The sequence below is a fragment of the Rhodoferax sp. genome (assembly GCF_014859475.1).
Lineage (GTDB): Bacteria > Pseudomonadota > Gammaproteobacteria > Burkholderiales > Burkholderiaceae_C > Rhodoferax.
The window spans coordinates 1-18,828 of sequence record NZ_JACUUE010000011.1; the positions used below are offsets into that span (position 1 = coordinate 1).

Annotated in this window: 18 protein-coding genes and 1 pseudogene; 15 read left to right on the plus strand and 4 right to left on the minus strand. The window is 61.0% G+C overall.

Going from position 1 to position 18,828, the window contains the following annotated elements:
• The 6 genes and pseudogenes from IBX54_RS01985 to IBX54_RS02010 all read left to right on the plus strand — a co-directional run.
• A pseudogene (locus IBX54_RS01985) lies at positions 1-111 on the plus strand (GNAT family N-acetyltransferase); the annotation flags it as partial.
• Between the two features lie 73 nt (positions 112-184).
• Positions 185-469, plus strand: a complete 285-nt coding sequence (locus IBX54_RS01990) for an antitoxin (RefSeq protein WP_296540980.1) — start codon at positions 185-187, stop codon at positions 467-469.
• Positions 466-873, plus strand: a complete 408-nt coding sequence (locus tag IBX54_RS01995; protein WP_296540981.1) for a type II toxin-antitoxin system VapC family toxin — start codon at positions 466-468, stop codon at positions 871-873. The genes IBX54_RS01990 and IBX54_RS01995 overlap by 4 nt, the downstream gene beginning before the upstream one ends.
• Positions 874-891: 18 nt before the next feature.
• The gene (locus IBX54_RS02000) at positions 892-2,106 is read left to right on the plus strand and encodes a VWA domain-containing protein (RefSeq protein ID WP_296540982.1); all 1,215 of its coding nucleotides are present in this window, start codon (positions 892-894) and stop codon (positions 2,104-2,106) included.
• Complete coding sequence (locus IBX54_RS02005) at positions 2,103-3,926, plus strand: autotransporter assembly complex family protein (RefSeq protein WP_296540983.1); 1,824 nt, start codon at positions 2,103-2,105, stop codon at positions 3,924-3,926. The genes IBX54_RS02000 and IBX54_RS02005 overlap by 4 nt, the downstream gene beginning before the upstream one ends.
• Before the next feature lie 15 nt (positions 3,927-3,941).
• On the plus strand, positions 3,942-7,820 hold the full coding sequence (locus tag IBX54_RS02010; RefSeq protein WP_296540984.1) for a translocation/assembly module TamB domain-containing protein: 3,879 nt from the start codon (positions 3,942-3,944) through the stop codon (positions 7,818-7,820).
• Between the two features lie 62 nt (positions 7,821-7,882).
• Here the strand turns inward: IBX54_RS02010 and IBX54_RS02015 are convergent, their stop codons facing one another.
• The gene (locus IBX54_RS02015; protein WP_296540985.1) at positions 7,883-8,218 is read right to left on the minus strand and encodes a site-specific integrase; all 336 of its coding nucleotides are present in this window, start codon (positions 8,216-8,218) and stop codon (positions 7,883-7,885) included.
• A gap of 257 nt (positions 8,219-8,475) precedes the next feature.
• Here IBX54_RS02015 and rpsP point away from each other — a divergent pair, with 257 nt between their 5' ends.
• The 7 genes from rpsP to hisC all read left to right on the plus strand — a co-directional run bounded on the left by rpsP (position 8,476) and on the right by hisC (position 13,420).
• Positions 8,476-8,727, plus strand: coding sequence for a 30S ribosomal protein S16 (rpsP, locus tag IBX54_RS02020; protein WP_296540986.1), 252 nt, complete (start codon positions 8,476-8,478; stop codon positions 8,725-8,727).
• A gap of 9 nt (positions 8,728-8,736) precedes the next feature.
• Positions 8,737-9,300, plus strand: coding sequence for a ribosome maturation factor RimM (gene rimM / locus IBX54_RS02025; RefSeq protein ID WP_296541010.1), 564 nt, complete (start codon positions 8,737-8,739; stop codon positions 9,298-9,300).
• A gap of 7 nt (positions 9,301-9,307) precedes the next feature.
• Positions 9,308-10,075, plus strand: coding sequence for a tRNA (guanosine(37)-N1)-methyltransferase TrmD (gene trmD / locus IBX54_RS02030; protein ID WP_296540987.1), 768 nt, complete (start codon positions 9,308-9,310; stop codon positions 10,073-10,075).
• 73 nt (positions 10,076-10,148) lie between these two features.
• Positions 10,149-10,532, plus strand: coding sequence for a 50S ribosomal protein L19 (gene rplS, locus IBX54_RS02035; RefSeq protein WP_296540988.1), 384 nt, complete (start codon positions 10,149-10,151; stop codon positions 10,530-10,532).
• A 78-nt stretch (positions 10,533-10,610) separates the two neighbouring features.
• Positions 10,611-11,282 (plus strand): CoA pyrophosphatase, encoded by a 672-nt coding sequence (locus tag IBX54_RS02040; protein WP_296540989.1) that lies wholly within the window; start codon positions 10,611-10,613, stop codon positions 11,280-11,282.
• Between the two features lie 25 nt (positions 11,283-11,307).
• Positions 11,308-12,270, plus strand: a complete 963-nt coding sequence (gene ampE / locus IBX54_RS02045; protein ID WP_296540990.1) for a regulatory signaling modulator protein AmpE — start codon at positions 11,308-11,310, stop codon at positions 12,268-12,270.
• A 67-nt stretch (positions 12,271-12,337) separates the two neighbouring features.
• Positions 12,338-13,420 carry a histidinol-phosphate transaminase gene (gene hisC / locus IBX54_RS02050; protein WP_296540991.1) on the plus strand — a complete coding sequence of 361 codons (1,083 nt, stop codon included), beginning with the start codon at positions 12,338-12,340 and terminating at the stop codon, positions 13,418-13,420.
• Positions 13,421-13,424: 4 nt separating this feature from the next.
• Here hisC and rsgA read toward each other — a convergent pair whose 3' ends face one another.
• Genes rsgA through IBX54_RS02065 form a run of 3 tightly spaced genes read right to left on the minus strand, consistent with a single transcriptional unit; the run spans position 13,425 to position 15,977 of the window.
• Positions 13,425-14,342: a ribosome small subunit-dependent GTPase A gene (rsgA, locus tag IBX54_RS02055; protein ID WP_296540992.1), complete on the minus strand. Its 918-nt coding sequence runs from the start codon at positions 14,340-14,342 to the stop codon at positions 13,425-13,427.
• On the minus strand, positions 14,339-14,671 hold the full coding sequence (locus IBX54_RS02060) for a 4a-hydroxytetrahydrobiopterin dehydratase (RefSeq protein ID WP_296540993.1): 333 nt from the start codon (positions 14,669-14,671) through the stop codon (positions 14,339-14,341). Before IBX54_RS02060 ends, rsgA begins: the two co-directional genes overlap by 4 nt.
• 16 nt (positions 14,672-14,687) lie before the next feature.
• Positions 14,688-15,977, minus strand: a complete 1,290-nt coding sequence (locus IBX54_RS02065; RefSeq protein WP_296540994.1) for a M48 family metallopeptidase — start codon at positions 15,975-15,977, stop codon at positions 14,688-14,690.
• A 37-nt stretch (positions 15,978-16,014) separates the two neighbouring features.
• Between IBX54_RS02065 and orn the strand changes: the two genes are divergently transcribed.
• Both orn and IBX54_RS02075 read left to right on the plus strand, forming a co-directional pair.
• Positions 16,015-16,602: an oligoribonuclease gene (gene orn, locus IBX54_RS02070; RefSeq protein WP_296541011.1), complete on the plus strand. Its 588-nt coding sequence runs from the start codon at positions 16,015-16,017 to the stop codon at positions 16,600-16,602.
• Between the two features lie 277 nt (positions 16,603-16,879).
• Positions 16,880-18,754, plus strand: a complete 1,875-nt coding sequence (locus IBX54_RS02075) for a DEAD/DEAH box helicase (protein WP_296540995.1) — start codon at positions 16,880-16,882, stop codon at positions 18,752-18,754.
• The last annotated feature ends 74 nt before the right edge of the window (positions 18,755-18,828 follow it).

Sequence of the window (18,828 nt, forward strand, 5' to 3'; positions counted from 1 at the left end):
GCCCTGCGCCGCGACGGCACCATCCGCGACACCGTGATGTACAGCATGACGTACGGTGAATGGCCAGAAGCCCGGGCGCAGTTGCTGTACCTGCTGAGCAAGCCGCGTTGACCGACATCCGCGTTTTGTGCACAGAAATTAATCACCATATACAATTTGTATATTGCAATTCCAGGAGCACACCATGACCACCACCGCCGCCGTTTTCATGTCGGGCAACAGCCAGGCCGTGCGCTTGCCCAAAGAATTTCAATTGCACTCCAAGCGCGTTCTGATTGAACGCAGGGGCGACGAGATCATCTTGCGGGAAAAAAAGGCCACGGTGCGGGATATTCTGAAAGGTCTGCCGCCATTGAGCATTGATGGGGCCCAAGCATGGGCCGGGGTTGAAGCCCAAATGACGGACGCCGCACCCCAAGAGCGCGACTGGAGCACCCTGCTGGGGTCTGACGTGAACCCGACCAAATGAAATTCCTGCTCGACACCAACATCGTCAGTTACTTTCTGCGCGACGCGTCGGCGACCTTGAGCCAACGCATTCTGGACAGTAGCCCCGACACCCTGGCCATTTCCATCATCAGCGCGGGTGAGTTGCGTTATGGCCTGAGCAAGCTCCCGCCTTCGCGGCGCGCCACAGACTTGGCACAGCGCCTCAACGCCGTGCTCACCGCCATTGCCGTCTTGCCATTGCCTGCCGATGCCGGACCGCACTATGGTCACACCCGGGCGCAACTGGAGTCCCTAGGCACGCCCATTGGCAACAACGACCTATGGATTGCGGCCCATGCCCTGGCCATGGATATGACGCTGATCACCAACAACGTCGGTGAATTCGAGCGTGTGCCCGGGCTGCGGGTCGAAAACTGGCTCTGAGCCCCTTGCACCAAGACCATGCTGATCGACTTTTTTTACACCCTGCGCGCTGCGAAACTGCCGGTCTCGGTCAAGGAATTTTTGACCCTGCTGGAAGCGCTGAAGCTCGGCGTGGTGGGGCCCAAAACCGCGCCATCCGACGACGCATCTGCCGAGCCCAGTGGCTACAAAATTGACGACTTTTATTATCTGAGCCGCGCCACGCTGGTCAAGGACGAAAAGCATTACGACAAGTTCGACCGCGCCTTTGCCGCCTATTTCAAGGGCATCGAGCTGGTGACTGATTTCACCAAGGATGTACCGCTGGACTGGCTGCGCCAGACCCTGGAGCAACACCTGAGCCCCGAAGAAAAAGCCGCCATCGAGAAGATGGGTTGGGATGAGCTGATGGAAACTCTAAGGAAGCGCCTGGAAGAGCAAAAAGAGCGCCACGAAGGCGGCTCCAAATGGATTGGCACCGGCGGCACCAGCCCGTTTGGCAACAGTGGCTACAACCCGCAAGGCATCCGCATCGGGGGTGCCAGCAAGAACAAGAGCGCCGTCAAGGTGTGGGAACAGCGCGCCTACAAGGACTACGACGACACCCAGGAACTGGGCACGCGCAACATCAAGGTTGCGCTGCGGCGACTGCGCAAGTTCGCCCGCGAGGGCCATGTTGAAGAGCTGGACTTGCCTGACACCATCCGCGCCACCGCCGCCAACGCGGGCTGGCTCGACATCAAAATGGTGCCCGAGCGCCACAACAACGTCAAAGTACTGCTGCTGATGGACGTGGGCGGCACCATGGACGAGCACATTGCCCGGGTCGAAGAGATGTTTTCCGCGGCCAAGTCGGAGTTCAAGCACCTGGAGTTTTATTACTTTCACAACTGCGTCTATGACTTCATGTGGAAGAACAACCGGCGCCGTTATGCCGAAAAATTTGCCACCTGGGACATCATCCGCAAGTACAACAAGGACTACAAGCTGATCTTCATTGGCGATGCCACCATGAGCCCCTACGAGATTTTGCAACCCGGCGGCAGTGTCGAGTACAACAACGAAGAGCCCGGCGTGGAATGGCTGGGGCGACTCACCAGCGCTTTCCCGCGCTTTGCCTGGATCAACCCCGAGCCGCAAGGGGTTTGGCAATACCGCCAGAGCATCAGCCTGGTACAGCAACTCATGAGCCAACGCATGTTTCCGCTCACGCTCAAGGGGCTGGAAGACACCATGCGGCTGCTGAGCAAATGAAACGTTTCTTTTTGGCGGCTCTCTTGCTCGGCAGCTTGCCCTGGGTCTTGGCCCAGGAGGCCGCCGTGCCAACATCAACGCCAACGCCGGTGCCAAGCGCGGCGCAGTCCAGTGCCGCCTTTGTGATCGACATCAATGCGCCCGATGACATCAAGGCGCTGCTGACACGCCACCTGGAGTTGCAACGTTACCGCGAACTCACCGACCTCAGCGACGACGAATTGGCGCGCCTGATGCGCCAGGCCGATGTGGATGCACGCCAACTGATCGGCACGTTGGGCTATTTTTCACCAGACATCCATCTGGAACGCCAACCGGCCAGCGCCGACACGCCCTGGCCGGTGGTCAAAATTGTCGTCAATCCAGGCGAAGCCACACGCATCCAGCAAGTCAGCATCACGTTCACCGGCGCCATCGCCAGCGACGAGGCGGCGGCATCGCAGCGCGCGCAAATCCAGGCCAGTTGGTCGCTGCGCGAGGGCAGCCGATTCACCCAAAATGCCTGGGACAGTGCCAAACTGCAGGCGCTGCGCCAGCTCACCACCCAGCGCTACCCCACCGGGCGCATCAGCCACTCGCTGGCCGACATCGACTCTGAAACAGCGCAAGCGAAGGTGCAGATCACGCTGGATTCGGGCCACCTGTACCGTCAGGGCGATCTGGTCATCGAGGGTTTGAAGAACTACGACGCCGAACTGGTGCAGCGCCTCGCCCGCCTGAGTCCGGGTGCGCCATACAGCCAGGCCGAACTGGTGGCTGCCCAGCAACGCCTGACCGACAGCGGCTACTTTGACTCGGCGTTCATCACGCTCGACACCAGCGCCAGCGCCGACGCAGCCCCACTGCAAGTCAACCTGCGCGAAGCACTGCGGCAAAAGCTGGTGCTCGGCGTGGGTGCCAGCACCGACAGCGGGGCGCGGTTTTCAGCCGAGCACACCCACCACAAGGTACCCGGCATTGGCTGGCGCGCGGTGAGCAAAGTGCTGCTGCAGCGCGACGACCGCTCTATCGGCTCAGAGCTGACCTCACCACCAGACGATGACAACTGGCGTTGGGCGGTCTCGGGTTTACTGCAAGCGCAGCTGTTGGGCACGCAGGATGTCACCAGTCAGCAGTTGCGCGGCGGGCGCAACCAGCGCAACCAGCGCATCGACCGGAACATGTTTGTGCAATACGACCGCTCAGACGCCTACGACCCGGCCAATAGTCAGTTTGATGTTGCCCAATCGCTCAGCGCCAACTACGCTTTTGCCGTGCGTTACTACAACGCGCTGCCGTTTCCGTCGGCGGGCTGGGGCTGGGGCGCGGAAGTGGGGGGCGGCACCACGCTGGGCAATCAACGCCAGGTGTATTCGCGCCTGCTGACCCGCTGGCAGGGTTTTATGCCGCTCGGTAAAACCAGCACGGGCCGCTTGTCGATGCGCGCCTCAGCCGGTGCCGTCATCGCCAAAGAGGGCATCAGCCTGCCCAGCACCCAGCTATTTTTGACTGGTGGCGACAACAGCGTGCGCGGCTATGGTCTGAATGACATCGGGGTCACGCTGGCTGATGGCAGCGTTGCGGCCGGGCGCTACCTGAGCACCGGCAGCATCGAATGGCAACGCCCGATCCGTATCAACGGCAACCCGAGCGACTGGGAAAGCACTGTGTTTGTCGATGCTGGCGCCGTCGCCAACAGGCCCGCTGACCTCAGTGCCCAAGTGGGCGTGGGTGTCGGTGCGCGCTGGAAAAGCCCGGTGGGCCCACTGCAAATTGACCTGGCCTACGGTATCGATGCAGAGCGCTTGCGCTTGCACCTGAACCTGGGTTTCACCTTCTGATGAATGCTTGAACCAATGAACGCCCTGCGCCTGAGCCTGAAACTGCTTGCCGCCGCACTGATCGCCGTGCTGGCGCTCACGGCAGCGCTGTGGCTGTGGAGCGGCAGCGACAGTTCACTGGCCACCTTATTGACGCGGCTGCAGCGCTTTTTGCCAGCCGGGCAAACGCTGGAGGCCAAGGGCGTGCAGGGCTCGCTACGCACTGGCGGCCATATTGACTGGTTGCGCTGGCGCCAGGGTGAACTCAGCGTGGAAGCCAAGGACATCGGCGTAGCCTGGACCCTCGCCCCGCTGCTCAACAAGCGCTTGCGCTTGAGCGAACTCAGCGTTGGGTCCATGCACATCGACGACCAGCGCAGCCAAACCAGCGCGGCACCCGCCACGCCGCCCAGCAGCTTGCGGCTACCGATCAGGGTGGATGTGCCATTCACGCTGGCCAGCATCGACTTGACCGGCGCAGTGGCACTGCAAGCCACTGCGATCAGCGGCCACTACACCTTTGAGGACGATCTGCATCGCCTGGAAGATGGCCGGCTGCAAGTGGCATCGGGGAGCTACCAGATCGACACAGAACTCCAGGCCGTCGCGCCGATGGCGCTGCAATTGAAACTCCACGGCGTGGTGCAAACCACCCTGGCGTCCGGCCAACAGCCGCTCACGGTCACTGCCGACGCGCTACTGGAGGGGGCGCTGGCCAGCCCGGATGCCACGCTGGCGCTCGTTGCCAGCCTGAAGCCCGACGCCGTTGCGGGTCCACCCGCACCAACCAAGCCGTCTGAAGCCATGCAAGCGGATGTGTCGGCGCAAATTGGCCCTTGGCAGGTTCAGCCACTGATGCAGGCCAATGCCCGCTGGCAGGCCCTGAATCTGGCCACCCTGTGGCCGCAAGCACCTCAAACCCGGCTCGGCGGCGAGGCCAGCGTGGCCCCTGCAGGCCAGGGCTGGCAAGGCAAGGTCGAGCTGGCCAACGCCCTGCCCGGCCCGTGGAACCAGCAACGTCTGCCACTCGACACCTTGCAGGCCGAAGTCACCTTTGCGCAGGCCCGGTGGCAGCTGCAAGCCTTGCAGGCCAATGGCGCTGGCGGCAGCATCACGGGCTCGGGCCAATTCAGTTCCGGCCAGTGGCAGGGCCAAGCCAGCCTGCGCAACATCAACCCGGCAGCCATTGACACGCGTCTGGCCAGCGCCGCCATGGCAGGCGAAATGTTAGCCACGCAAACGCCTCAAGGCCTGAGTTTCAACGCGAAGCTGGCAGACGCATCCAAGCAGGGCAAGGCGGGCCAATCAAGCCCAGCGCCTGACAGCCTGCAAACCCTGCCACTCCAAAGCCTGCAGGCCGAAGGCGTGTGGGCAGCACCCCGCTTGACGCTCAAGACGCTGCGCATCGACGCGCTGGACGCCCATGTCGAAGGCCAGCTGGCCTACAACCTGGACACCCAGGCCGCCAATGGCCAGCTGACGGCAAGCTTGCCCGGCCTGCAGGGCGCAATCGACGGCCAACTGGCGCACAACAACGGCCAAGGCACGCTGGCGCTCGACCTCAGCGATGCCGCACTGGCCAGCCAGTGGCTCAAGCGCTGGCCTGCTGTGGCGTCGGCGCTGCAAGACCAACGCTTGCAAGGCAGCGCCCGGTTGGAGGCCCGCTGGCAGGGCGGCTGGCAACAGCAGGGCCGGAACCTGCGCATCGATGCCAGCTTGCGCGCGCCAGAACTTGGTTGGCGCAACAGCCAAAGCAGCCCGACCGGACAGACCAGCGTGCCCGTTGACGGGCGGCTGCGCGAGCTGCAAGTGACACTGTCCGGCACCCTGCCCGCGCTTGAATTCAGCACCCAGGGCCAGGCTGATATCGGCACCCGGCACATCGACTGGCAGGCACAGGCCAACGGCGGACTGCGCGAGATCGGCCATTGGCAAGGCAGCTTGAGCCAGTTCCAACTCAGCGCCAAGGACATCCTGCGCCCCGGCCAATGGTCGCTGCAAACCGGCACAGCGAATCAGCAATCCATCACACTGGATTGGCGCGCCAGCCAAGCCGGTAACTCACTGACCGTGTCGGCAGGCAGCGCCCGCCTGCTGGGCCCACAGCCTGGCGAGGCCAGCCTGAGCTGGGAGCCCGTCGCGTGGAGCCAGCAGCTCGTCAAAACGCAAAACGCAACGCAAGCCAAGGCCCAATGGCAAAGCCGGGGTCAGATCATCAACCTGCCACTGGCCTGGCTGGATGCCGTCAGCAGCAAAACGCTGGCCGATCTGGGTCTGAGCAGCGACCTGATCCTGAGCGGCAGTTGGGATGCCAGGCAGACCGACGCCCTGCACCTGAGCGCAATGCTCGAGCGCAGCGCGGGTGACCTGCGCGTGCACGCGGCCGACGGCCTTCAGCAAGACTTGCCGGCCGAGATGCGCGAGGCCCGGCTGGAGGTCAATCTGGACGATGGCTACCTGTCAAGCAGTCTGCGCTGGGACAGCGCGCGCGCGGGCAAGGCGCTGGCGGCCTTCAGCACCCAACTCCAGCCGCAAGCGCAAGGCTGGACACTGGCCAAAAATGTGCCAATTGGCGGCAGCCTGCAGATTCAGCTACCGCCGGTCGATGCCTGGTCGGCGCTGGCACCGCCCGGCTGGCGTCTGCGCGGCACCATGGATGCCAACATCAGCCTAAGTGGCACGCTGGACCTGCCCGAATGGTCGGGCCGCCTGCAGGCGCGCGACCTGGCGTTGCGCTCGGTGGTGGATGGCATCGACTTCAGCCAGGGCACGCTGAACGCCAAACTGCACGGACAGCAGATCGACATTGAAAATTTCACCCTGCAAGGCGCCTCCGCTTCAAAGGGCGGCACCGGTGGCCAGTTGGTCATGAACGGATCGATCTTCTGGCTGCCTGGCAACACCGAAACCGATTTTTTGTCGCACCTGTCGATGGCTTTCGAGGTGCAAGCCAAAGCCCTGCGCCTGAGCAGCCGCTCCGACCTGCGCGTGGTGGTATCGGGCAAGGTTTCCGCGCTGCTGAAGGATTCGCGCCTGAGTTTGCGTGGCGCGCTTGCCGCCGACCAGGCCTTGATCACGCTGCCCGATGACAGCGCGCCGCAGCTGGGCGATGACGTGATCGTGCGGGGCTTGCCGACCACGATGACCACGCAGCCACAGCCTGTGTCGGCTACAAAACCCGGCACAGCCAGTTCGTCCCGCCTGGTTTCGGACGTGCTGGTCACGCTCGATCTGGGTCAGGACTTTCATCTGCGCGGTCGCGGTCTTGACACGCGCCTGGCGGGCCAGCTGTCGCTGCACGCCATCGACAACGGGCCCCCCAATCTGACCGGCACCGTACGCACTGTGCGCGGCACCTTCCGCGCGTATGGCCAGCGCCTGGACATCGAGCACGGCGAGCTGCGCTTTGTCGGCGCGTTCGACAACCCGCTGCTCAACATTCTGGCGATTCGCCCCAAGCTCGCCCAGCGCGTCGGGGTGCAGGTGAGCGGCACAGCGCTGTCGCCGGTCATCCGGCTCTATGCCGAACCCGAATTGCCGGAGGCCGAAAAGCTGGCCTGGCTGGTGCTGGGCCGCTCGGCCAGTGGCAGCGGTGGCGAGGCCGCCTTGCTGCAGCAAGCAGCGCTGGCGCTGCTCGGTGGCCAGGGCAAGGGGCCGAGCACGAGTTTGATGGAGAGCCTGGGCCTCGATGAGTTGAGCCTGAACAGCAATGAGGGTGACGGCGGCGCCGCAGGTGCCACGGTCACCTTGGGCAAACGGCTCAGCAACGACTTTTACGTGGCTTATGAAAGCGGCCTGGCCGGCACCATGGGTGTCTTCACCATCTTTTACGACTTGTCCAGAAACCTCACCTTGCGCGCCCGCACCGGCGAGCAAAGCGCGGTGGATTTAATCTGGACAAGGCGCTACGACTAAGGGCTCGTAAAGTAATAAGTTGTGCAGTTCGTCCGGGTAATTTGTGGGTAGATTTTGACAGATCATTGTGTATTTCCCCGGCTGCTCAGAAGATCCGCCCTCGTCGACAAGCCACCGCTCGCCGTTTGGAACCTTCGGCGCGCTAGCGCTTTCCAACAGCCGTTGAAATACAAAAACCGCGCTGCGCAGGCGGCCTGGTTCATGGTGCTGTAGGAGAGGTGGCACTTGCTGACCATGTCCAGCAAATACGCGCTGACCTCGTCTTTGCCCAGCAGTGCCGGGCTGCGCTGGTAGTGGCGCGCCAAGCGCGCGATGGCCTCGACGTAGCTTTCTTGTGTGCGGGCCGCAAATCCGCGCGTGACCATGGCATCGATCATGCGTTGGCGTAAGGGGGTCATGACAAATCTCCTTCAGAACCGGGGAACATTCCCCAGCCTGAAGGCTTGCCCTTGCCGAGCGTTTGCGCAAGTCGTGCGCCAACAAAAACGCGGTGGCAGCCTGCGCGGACCAACCACCGCGTCAGCGGTTTAGTTCAACGATATAATGTGCGGCTGTCTGGCGTGTCGCATAACCGGGTGGTTATGTCGCGTGTCTCAAACGCCAGGTTAAATGCCAATTTTCGTGGAAGTCATTCCACTTCCCCAAAGGATACATCATGGTCGTCATTCGACTCGCCCGTGGCGGTGCAAAAGCTCGCCCGTTTTTCAATATTGTGGTGGCCGACAAACGCACCCGTCGCGATGGCCGCTTTATCGAGCGCCTTGGTTTTTATAACCCGATCGCCACTGCCAACGAAGAAAGCATCCGCATCGCCCAGGACCGCTTGACCTACTGGCGCAGCGTGGGTGCGCAAGCATCGCCCACCGTTGAACGCCTGATCAAGCAAGCTGCCGCCAAAGCAGCCTGATTGTTGCTGATGCTGCCCGGCCTGGAGGCTGCCGAATTACCGGCAGATGCCGTCGAAGTCGGGCGCATCCTTGATGCCTGGGGCATCAAGGGATGGTTCAAGGTTCTCCCCTACAGCGCCGATCCCGAGGCGCTTTTTTCTTCCAAAAACTGGTTTCTTCTTCCCACCGAAAAAGGTGTCAAAACCTTTGAAGGCGTCGGCTTGTTGAAGGTCAAGGAAGCCAAAACCCATTCGAATAGCGTGGTCGCCTGCACTCAGGACATCAACGACCGCAGCGCTGCGGATGCCCTGCGCGGTGCGCGTATTTTTATTTCGCGCAGCAGCTTTCCCGTCGCACAAAAAGACGAGTACTACTGGGTTGACCTGATCGGGCTCGATGTCATCAATCGCGAACGCGTGTCCCTGGGTCAGGTGCGCGACCTGTTAACCACCGGCCCACAAACCGTGTTGGTGATCGACCAGGTGCAGGGCGGCAAAACGGTGGAAATCATGATCCCGTTTGTGGCGGCCTACATTGATGATGTGAGCTTGGCCGAGCGCCGCATTCTGGTGGACTGGCAAGCTGATTATTAAGAGCCTTATGCGATTTGATGTGGTGACGCTGTTTCCGGAGTTGTTGGCGCCATTTTTGCGCACAGGCATCACCCGGCGCGCATTTGAATCCGGTCAAGTCGATGTGCAATTGCGCAACCTGCGAGATTTTGCACAAGGCAATTACCGCCGGGTTGACGACCGCCCCTTTGGCGGCGGTCCTGGCATGGTGATGATGGCCGAACCGCTCTCAGAGTGCCTGGCAACCGTTCGTGCCGAGCGCCCCGACAACGCACCTGTTGTGCTGTTTTCACCCATCGGCAAGCCACTCAACCACGCCATGGTCACGCGCTGGGCTGGCAGTCGTGGCGCGGTGCTGATTTGTGGTCGCTACGAAGGCATTGACCAGCGTTTTATCGACACCCATGTCAGCGAGCAGATCAGTCTGGGCGACTTTGTGCTCTCTGGTGGAGAAATCGCCGCCATGGCGCTACTTGACGCCGTGGCCCGGTTGCAACCCGGCGTGCTGGGCGACGCCGACAGCCACGCACAAGACAGTTTTAACCCAGCGCTGGATGGCTTGCTGGATTGCCCGCATTACACCCGCCCTGAAGTCTGGCAAAGCCAAGCCGTACCAGACGTGCTGCTGAGCGGCCACCATGTCAACATCGAGCGCTGGCGTCGCGAACAACGCCTGCTACTGAGCCAGCGCCTGCGGCCAGACCTGATCGAACAGGCCCGCCACGCGGGTCAGTTAAGCCAAAGAGACGAGTCCGTGCTGTCAGGCTATAATCGCGGGCTTCCCGATCCTCTGTAAGACCGCCGTTGTGCTTTGCACATTGGCATACGTCATGGTGACGCTGGTGCTGACATGATCATTGAAAGAAACTATGAACCTGATCCAAACCCTTGAGCAAGAAGAAATTGCTCGTCTGAACAAAACCATCCCTGAATTTGGCCCCGGCGACACCATCATTGTCAGCCTGAACGTGGTTGAAGGCACCCGCAAGCGTCTGCAAGCCTACGAAGGCGTGGTCATTGCCAAGCGCAATCGCGGCCTCAACAGCGGCTTTACAGTGCGCAAAATCTCCAGCGGCGAGGGTGTCGAGCGCACCTTCCAAACCTACAGCCCCTTGATTGCCAAGATTGAGGTCAAGCGCCGTGGCGATGTGCGCCGTGCCAAGCTGTACTACCTGCGCGAGCGCAGCGGCAAGTCGGCACGCATCAAGGAAAAATTGCCAGCGCGTAAAACGGTGGTTAGCACCGCCGCTTGATACGCCAGCACGCTGCCTAAAAAAACCGCCTCAGTTCACTGTGGCGGTTTTTTTTCGACTCTGTGTCGCCAGATAACCATGACCATTGCCAAACTTGATCCGCGAACAGTGCCGGTGACGCGGGTGGACCGCCATCTGCCAGCTGTGCACCCCGCGGTACTGCATCCTGACGCCTTGCGTTCACGGTTTGCCGCACCGCCCGCTTGGCAAGCAGAGTACCTGCTTGAAAAAAAATTCATGGATCGCGCCCCCATGCCCGCCGCAGTGCTGCTGCCCATTGTGCTGCGCCCGGAACCGACCGTGCTGCTGACCCTGCGCACGCAGCACTTATCGACCCATTCGGGGCAGATCTCCTTTCCGGGCGGCAAGGTGGATGACACGGATACGGATGCGGTTGCGGCCGCCCTGCGCGAGGCCCAGGAAGAAATTGGTCTGGCGGCGCCCTTTGTGGAAGTGCTGGGCCAGTTGCCGGTCTATGTCACGGGCTCGGCTTTTCATGTCACACCGGTGGTGGCCCTGATTTCTCCTGACATGATCTTGTGCCCCAACCCGTTTGAGGTCGCCGATGTGTTCGAGGTGCCACTGGCCTATTTGATGAATCCGGCGCACCATCGCCACCATCGGGCGACTTGGCAAGGCGTCCAGCGTGAATGGTTGTCGATGCTTTACCACGATGCGACCACCGAGCGCTTCATCTGGGGGGCAACAGCAGGCATGTTGCGCAACTTTTACCGTTTTTTGCAGGCCTGAGCCCTGCAACCGCTATGATTCAAGCATGAGCTTTATCTCTGTGCTGTTTGCCCTGCTGCTGGAACAGGCGCGCCCCTTGACCAGCGGTAACGCCATCCATGTAGCCATGCGTTCCTGGGTGCGTTTCTGCAGCCTCAACCTGGATGTCGGCAAGCCTCTGCACGGCTGGCTGGCCTGGGGCTTGGCCGTGCTTGGGCCTTCCGTGATGGCTCTGCTGATCTATTGGTCGCTGGATTTTTGGTTCGGCTGGCCATTGGCACTGCTCTGGAGTGCGCTGGTGTTGTATGCATCGCTTGGTTTTCGCCAATTCAGCTTTCATTTCACCGAGATCCGCAATGCCCTGGCCAACGACGATGACGCGCTGGCGCGCACGCTGCTGGCGCAGTGGCAAAACATCGACGCCCAGTCCTGGTCGCACAGCGAAATGATTGGCCGCCTCATTGAACTCTCCGTACTGGCCGCCCATCGCCATGTTTTTGGGGTGCTGGCCTGGTTTTCTGTGCTGGCGGCGCTTGGTTTTGGCCCCATGGGTGCCGTGTTGTACCGCTTGGCCGAATTCGTCGTTCGCTATTGGCAACACAAGGGCCAGGCATTGCAGCAGCCCGTCAGCCAGGCCCTGCAAACCAATGCACTGGCGGCATGGCACTGGATTGACGCCTTGCCGGCAAGGATCACGGTGCTGGGCTTTGCTGTGGTCGGCAATTTCGAAGAGGCCATTGATGGCTGGCGCCGTTACACAGCGCAATCAGGCACTGACAACGATGGCCTGGTGCTGGCCGCCACTGCCGGCGCCATCAACGTCCAGCTCGGGACAGTGCAAGGCGCCAACCCACCCGCAACTGCCGGATCGGCGTCGGCCCAAGGCTTCAGTCTGCGCCCGCCTCCCGAATTGGCGCACTTGGCCATTTTGGTCGGTCTGGTCTGGCGCGCTGTGGTCATGTGGCTGGTGCTTTTGGCCCTCTTGACACTGGCGCGACTCATCGCTTGATCCTGAATGAAAACCCCAACGGCATTGCCGGTCATCAACAGCGACAACTTTTAAAGAGAACCCCGTCTTGAACCCCCAATTGATCAGCCCCATCGTCGGGCAACTGGTGCCTTATGTGCCTGGCGAGCAACCCAAAGTGGCCAATCTGGTCAAGCTCAACACCAACGAAAACCCCTATCCGCCCTCGCCACGCGTGGTGTCGGCCATCAGCCAAGCCGCTCAACAGGGCCTGCAGCTTTACCCCGACCCCGACGGCACGGTGCTGCGCCAGGCCATTGCCAACAACTTTGGCCTCAAGCCGCAGCAGGTATTTTTGGGCAACGGCTCCGACGAGGTGCTGGCACATGCCTTTTTTGCCTTTTTCCAGCAGAATTGCCCGCTGCTGATGCCCGACATCAGCTACAGCTTTTACAAGGTGTATTGCGGCTTGTACGGCATCGCGGCACACACCGTGCCACTGCGCGAAGGCCTGCAATTGCATGTGGCCGACTACGCCTGTGCGGCCGACCAAAGCGTCGCCGGCGTGGTGATTGCCAACCCCAATGCACCCACCGGCATCGGCCTGCCATTGGCCGACATAGAAACCCTGCTGCAAATGCACCCGAACCGGGTGGTGCTGATCGACGAAGCCTATGTGGACTTTGGTGGCCAGACCGCCATGGCCCTGATTGATCGCTACCCTAACCTGCTGGTGGTGCACACGCTGTCCAAGTCACGCTCGCTGGCTGGCCTGCGCATCGGCTATGCCTGTGGTCAGGCGCACTTGATCGAAGCGCTGAACCGCGTCAAGAACAGCTTCAACTCCTACCCACTGGACCGGCTGGCGCTGGCCGGTGGTGTCGCCGCCTTTGAAGACCAACCCTATTTTGAGCAAACCCGCCAGGCCGTGATGAGCAGCCGCGAAGGCTTGGTGCTGGCGCTGGAAGACCTGGGTTTTGTGGTGCTGCCCTCGCAAACCAATTTTGTCTTTGCCCGTCACCCCGGTCATGCGGGAGCTGAGCTGGCAGCCGGGTTGCGCGCGCAAGGCGTGCTGGTGCGGCATTTCAAACAGCCGCGCATCGACCCTTTTTTGCGCATCAGCGTGGGCACACCCGCGCAATGCGAGCAACTGGTCAAGGCGCTGGCGCAACTGGTCAACGCCCAGGCTTGATCTCTTAATAACGCCGCCTCTGCTTCAGCTCGGCATAAAGGTCGCTGTAAATCTGATACCGATTCACACTGATGCTGTCAGGCTTGTCGTCTGAATTCACCGCAGCAATCACGCCACAGCCCGGTTCATGCAAGTGGCTGCAGTTGTAGAACTTGCAGTTTTTGACATGGGGCTTGATGTCGGGCATGTAGGCTGCCAGTTGCGCCGGGTCGATGTGGTTCAGGCCAAATTCCTGGAACCCGGGCGAATCGATCAAGGCCGTTGTTTTTTTCGCATCCACCCAGTACCAGGTGGTGCTCGTGGTGGTGTGTTTGCCGCTGCTCAGGGCTTGTGACAAAACGCCGGTTTGCACCAGCGCGCCGGGAATCAGGCAGTTGACCAAGGTGCTTTTTCCCGCCCCTGACGGCCCCAGCACCAGCGTGGTTTGACCGGCCAAGCGCTGGCTCAGGGCAGCGCGCCCCGCGGCTTCGTCCATGAGCGACAGTGCCAGCACCTCGTAGCCCATGTGGCGGTAAGGCGCCAGCCAGTTCCAGGCACGGGCAAAAGGCTCGGTGAGGTCGCTTTTATTCAGCGCAATGATCGGCCTGATGTGCTGCTCTTCGGCCGCGATCAGGGCACGGCTTAGTTGGCTGCTGGAAAATTCGGGTTCGGCGGCAATCAGGATCAGCACCTGGTCCAGGTTGGCGGCGAACATCTTGGTGCGCACATCGTCCTGACGGTAAAACAGGTTGCGTCGCGGCTCGATTTTCTCGATCGTGCCCTCGTCTTGCGAGGCTAGCCAAAGCACCCTGTCCCCCACCACGCCCTGGCTTTTTTTGCCTCTTGAGTGGCAAATCAGACGCTCACCCGCATCGCTCTCAACCAAAAAGTGGCGCCCGTAATTGGCCACGATCAGGCCGGGTACCGATTTCGGATGGGTCATGAAAGCTTTGGTCCGTCAGCGCCCGGCAAAGCGTCCACCGCAGCCGCGCAGTCAAAGTCGGCCTGCGAGAGCCCTGCTACATCGTGCGTGCTGTAGCGCACCGTGCAGCGGTTAAATTGCACGACCAGTTCGGGGTGATGGTTGCGAGCCTGGGCTAGCCAGGCCACGGTATTGACAAACAGCAGGGTCTGGGCGTAATCGGCAAAACGGAAGGTTTTCTCGATCACCACCGCAGCGCCATCCCCGCTCAGATGCCAGCCCTCCAGCTTGACCAGTTTGGTCACAATTTCAGTCGCCGTGAAGGCACGTGCTGGGTGGTTTAAAGACATGGTGAACTCAAAAAAATCAATGCGGTACCGCGGCACCAACCTGCATGCGTTCCAACCGCTCCGTTGCACCAGGGTGCGAGTAATAAAAGCGCACATACAACGGGTCTGGTGTCAGGGTAGCAGCATTGTCCTCATAGAGCTTGAGCAGCGCCGTCGATAAATCCTGCGCACTGGTTTGGGAGACGGCATAAGCGTCAGCCTCAAACTCATGCTTGCGCGACAACTGGGCAAAAACGGGGGCGATGAAGAAACTGAACACCGGCATGGCCAGCATGAACAGCAGCAAGGCCAGCGCATCGTTGCTTGATGCCACGTTGGGCTGAACTCCCAGCCCGGTGTAAAACCAGAGCTGCTGCGTCAAATAGCCCAGCAGCGCAAAACCGGCCAGGCTCAGGGCAAACATCGAGACGATGCGTTTGATGATGTGTTTGTGCTTGAAATGCCCCAGCTCATGCGCCAGCACCGCGTCCACTTCGGGGGCACTGAGTTTGGCCAGCAGCGTGTCGTAAAAGACCACCCGCTTGGCAGCGCCAAAACCGGTGAAATAGGCGTTGGCATGGGCGCTACGCTTGCTGCCATCCATCACGAACAGGCCTTTGGCAGAAAAGCCGCAACGCTGCATCAAGGCTGTGACGCGAGAGCGCAAAGCTTCGTCTTCCAGTGGGGCAAACTTGTTGAACAGCGGCGCAATCAGGGTCGGGTAGATCACCAACAACAACAGATTGAAACCCATCCAGAACAACCAGGCCCACAGCCACCACAGGCTGCCGGTGGCGGCCATCATCCAGAGAATCAGGGCGGCGATCGGCAGACCGATCAGGGCACCGATCAGGCTGGATTTAAGCAGGTCGGCCAGCCACAGCTTGAGCGTCATCTTGTTGAAACCAAAGCGCTGCTCCAGCACAAAGGTCTGGTACCAGGACAGCGGCAGATCGATCGCGCCACTGAGCACCACAAAGGCCATCAGCAAGGCCAGTTGCTGGGTCATGCCATGGCCCAGCAATTGCACCAGCGCCTGGTTCAGGGCAGAGAGCCCGCCCAGCAGCGTCCAGCCCAACAGCACGGCGGCGCCCAAGGCCATTTCGAGCAGACCCAGGCGCGCTTTGGCCAGCGTGTAATCGGCCGCCTTTTGATGCGCTGCCAGGGAAACGGTGGATGCAAAAGCTGCGGGAACCTGCGCGCGGTGTTGCGCCACATGGCGAATCTGGCGCGAGCTGAGCCAGAACCGCAGCCACAAGCCCAGCCCCAAGGCGGCGGCAAACAACGCGGTCAAGCCAAGCGAGGCAGTCAATAGCGAGTCAGTCATGGGCGCGGAGTTTAGGGCATCGGTGACAATTCAGGCCATGCACAACGCCAACACCCCCACTGAAGCTGCGCCACTGGCCAAATCGGATCTCAACCTGGTCTGGCTGGATTGCGAGATGACCGGCCTGAACCCGGAGCACGACCGCATCATTGAAATCGCGGTGATCGTGACCGACGCACATTTAAAACAACGCATTGAGGGCCCGGTGCTGGTGATCCACCAAAGTGACGCCATGCTCGACGGCATGGACAAATGGAACACCAGCACGCACGGCAAAAGCGGCCTGACTGACAAGGTCAAGGCGGCCACATTGACAGAAGAAGAGGCCGAACAACAGCTGCTCACATTCCTGGGCCATTACGTGCCCAAGGGCAACGTCCCGATGTGTGGCAACAGCATTGGCCAGGACCGTCGTTTTCTGGCCAAGTACATGCCCAAACTCGAAGCCTTTTTCCACTACCGCAACCTTGACGTCAGCACCCTCAAGGAACTCTCCAAGCGCTGGGCGCCAGGGGTATGCAAGGGCTTTAAAAAGAAGCAGCGGCACACCGCATTGGCCGACGTGCACGAGTCCATCGACGAGTTGGAACATTACCGCACGCACTTTCTGAAGCTGCCCGACTGATCTCATTTGAGCCGCTTACAAAATTTACGGCTCGGTAGAAACCCGAATCTATGGCATAATGCAAGGCTTCGCTGAAATCACAGCGTATTTGTACATCTCCCAACATTCACTGGGTCTCGTGCCAGGTTTTTTTCAACCTGCCTTAAAAAGACCCCCCAGCTCCTCGACGCACTCACCTTGCTGAGTCAGAGCCGGTTCCGTTTGATGGTTGATGTTTTTTAACCATGAACGCGGCCACCGCACAACCTGCGGCGCTCTTCGTTTTTTAGGATATTTCATGACTGACGCTACCTTAGCGGCGGGCGAACTTTCGTCTGCCGAAAACATCACCACTGACATCAACGTGTTGCCACACGACATCGTCGAAACCCCCGATGCCATCGACGTGCCAGCGGCTGCAGCCCCGGCTGCGGCAGACATTCCCAACGGCTTTGTCACACTGGGCCTGGCCCCGGAGCTGATCCAGGCGGTCAAAGACCTGGGCTTTACCCAGCCCACCACGGTGCAACTTAAAACCATTCCGCTGGCCATGCAAGGTGTCAGTGACGACGGCAACAGCGCCCGCTTCATCGACCTGATGGTCTCAAGCCAGACCGGCAGCGGCAAAACCGCCGCCTTTTTGTTGCCCATGCTGCATACCTTGCTCAAACAGCAAGAACAAGTTGAAATCGATGCCCGTGCCGAATACGAGCGCGCTGTGGCCGAAGCCACCGCCAAAGGCGAGGCGCCTCCCAAGCGCGCCAAGCGCAAAGACCCGACCAATCCGCGCCATTTCAGTGCCCCTACCCCGGGTGCCCTGATTGTTTGCCCGACGCGTGAACTGGCCCAGCAAGTGGCACACGACGCCATCGACCTGGTACAGCATTGCCGTGGTCTGCGCGTAGCCAACATCGTCGGCGGCATGCCTTACCAGTTGCAGATTGCCAAGTTGCAAAACGCCAACCTGGTGGTGGCCACCCCGGGCCGTTTGCTCGACCTGCAACGCTCAATGCAAATCAAACTCGACCAAGTGCAGTTTCTGGTGGTCGATGAGGCCGACCGCATGCTTGATCTGGGTTTCTCAGACGACCTGGCAGAAATCAACCAGCTCACCATCGACCGCAAGCAGACCATGATGTTCAGCGCCACCTTTGCGCCGCGCATCCAGCAACTGGCCTCCCGCGTGATGCGCGAACCGCAGCGCATCACCATCGACAGCCCGCAAGAAAAGCACGCCAACATCAAGCAGGTGCTGTTCTGGGCCGACAACGCCCAGCACAAGCGCAAACTGCTCGACCACTGGCTGCGCGACAGCACCATCAACCAGGCCATCGTCTTTGCCAGCACCCAGATCGAGTGCGACGGCCTGGCAAACGATTTGCAGCAAGAGGGCTTCGATGCGGTGGCGCTGCACGGTGCCCTGAGCCAGGGCCTGCGTAACCGCCGTCTGATGGCGCTGCGCCAGGGCCATGTCCAGATATTGGTGGCGACCGATGTGGCAGCCCGCGGCATCGACGTGCCCACAGTCACCCACGTGTTCAACTTTGGCCTGCCCATGAAAGCCGAAGACTACACCCACCGCATTGGCCGCACCGGCCGCGCCGGCCGTGACGGCCTGGCCGTGACGTTTGCCGAACTGCGTGACCGCCGCAAGATTTTCGACATCGAATCATTCAACCGCCAGCCCATCAAGGCCGAAGTGGTGCCAGGGCTGGAGCCCAAGCAGCGCATCCCCGAGTCACGCCCCAGCGGCTTTGGTGGCCGCGACAACCGGGGTGGTGGCGACTTCAACAGCCGCGACCGCAAATTTGGTGGTGGCGGTCGCAGCGCTGGCTTCGATGCCCCGCGTGGCGGCTTCGGCGACCGCAATACCAATGGCCCCCGCGTGGTGGGCGCAGGCAATTACCAGGGCAACGGCGGCGGCTTTGCCGGCCGTGAAGGTCGCTCTTTCGCACCGCGTGAAAGCGCCCCGCGTGAAGGCTTCAACTACGAGCGCAAGGGGGGTTTTAACGACCGCTTTGCCGGCGACCGCAACACATCTGCTGCACCGCGCGGTGATTTTGCTGCCCGCAAACCAGCCTTTGGCAAGCCCGCGTTTTCAAAACCCGCAGGTGGTGGCAAGGTGTTCGTGCCGCGTGACGCGCAAAAGCGCTTTTCCAAAACCGATCGCTAACTGACCCCGACTTCAGACAAAGCCCGCTGATTGCAGAGTCAGCGGGCTTTTTTGTGGCTGTCAGCAGCACAGCG

Excerpts from the sequence above, each read along its gene's own strand:
- IBX54_RS01990 (WP_296540980.1), top strand. The coding sequence starts at position 185 with ATGACCACCACCGCCGCCGTTTTCATGTCGGGCAACAGCCAGGCCGTG.
- IBX54_RS01995 (WP_296540981.1), top strand. The coding sequence starts at position 466 with ATGAAATTCCTGCTCGACACCAACATCGTCAGTTACTTTCTGCGCGAC.
- IBX54_RS02000 (WP_296540982.1), top strand. The coding sequence starts at position 892 with ATGCTGATCGACTTTTTTTACACCCTGCGCGCTGCGAAACTGCCGGTC.
- IBX54_RS02005 (WP_296540983.1), top strand. The coding sequence starts at position 2,103 with ATGAAACGTTTCTTTTTGGCGGCTCTCTTGCTCGGCAGCTTGCCCTGG.
- IBX54_RS02010 (WP_296540984.1), top strand. The coding sequence starts at position 3,942 with ATGAACGCCCTGCGCCTGAGCCTGAAACTGCTTGCCGCCGCACTGATC.
- IBX54_RS02015 (WP_296540985.1), bottom strand. The coding sequence starts at position 8,218 with ATGACCCCCTTACGCCAACGCATGATCGATGCCATGGTCACGCGCGGA.
- rpsP (WP_296540986.1), top strand. The coding sequence starts at position 8,476 with ATGGTCGTCATTCGACTCGCCCGTGGCGGTGCAAAAGCTCGCCCGTTT.
- rimM (WP_296541010.1), top strand. The coding sequence starts at position 8,737 with ATGCTGCCCGGCCTGGAGGCTGCCGAATTACCGGCAGATGCCGTCGAA.
- trmD (WP_296540987.1), top strand. The coding sequence starts at position 9,308 with ATGCGATTTGATGTGGTGACGCTGTTTCCGGAGTTGTTGGCGCCATTT.
- rplS (WP_296540988.1), top strand. The coding sequence starts at position 10,149 with ATGAACCTGATCCAAACCCTTGAGCAAGAAGAAATTGCTCGTCTGAAC.
- IBX54_RS02040 (WP_296540989.1), top strand. The coding sequence starts at position 10,611 with ATGACCATTGCCAAACTTGATCCGCGAACAGTGCCGGTGACGCGGGTG.
- ampE (WP_296540990.1), top strand. The coding sequence starts at position 11,308 with ATGAGCTTTATCTCTGTGCTGTTTGCCCTGCTGCTGGAACAGGCGCGC.
- rsgA (WP_296540992.1), bottom strand. The coding sequence starts at position 14,342 with ATGACCCATCCGAAATCGGTACCCGGCCTGATCGTGGCCAATTACGGG.
- IBX54_RS02060 (WP_296540993.1), bottom strand. The coding sequence starts at position 14,671 with ATGTCTTTAAACCACCCAGCACGTGCCTTCACGGCGACTGAAATTGTG.
- IBX54_RS02065 (WP_296540994.1), bottom strand. The coding sequence starts at position 15,977 with ATGACTGACTCGCTATTGACTGCCTCGCTTGGCTTGACCGCGTTGTTT.
- orn (WP_296541011.1), top strand. The coding sequence starts at position 16,015 with ATGCACAACGCCAACACCCCCACTGAAGCTGCGCCACTGGCCAAATCG.
- IBX54_RS02075 (WP_296540995.1), top strand. The coding sequence starts at position 16,880 with ATGACTGACGCTACCTTAGCGGCGGGCGAACTTTCGTCTGCCGAAAAC.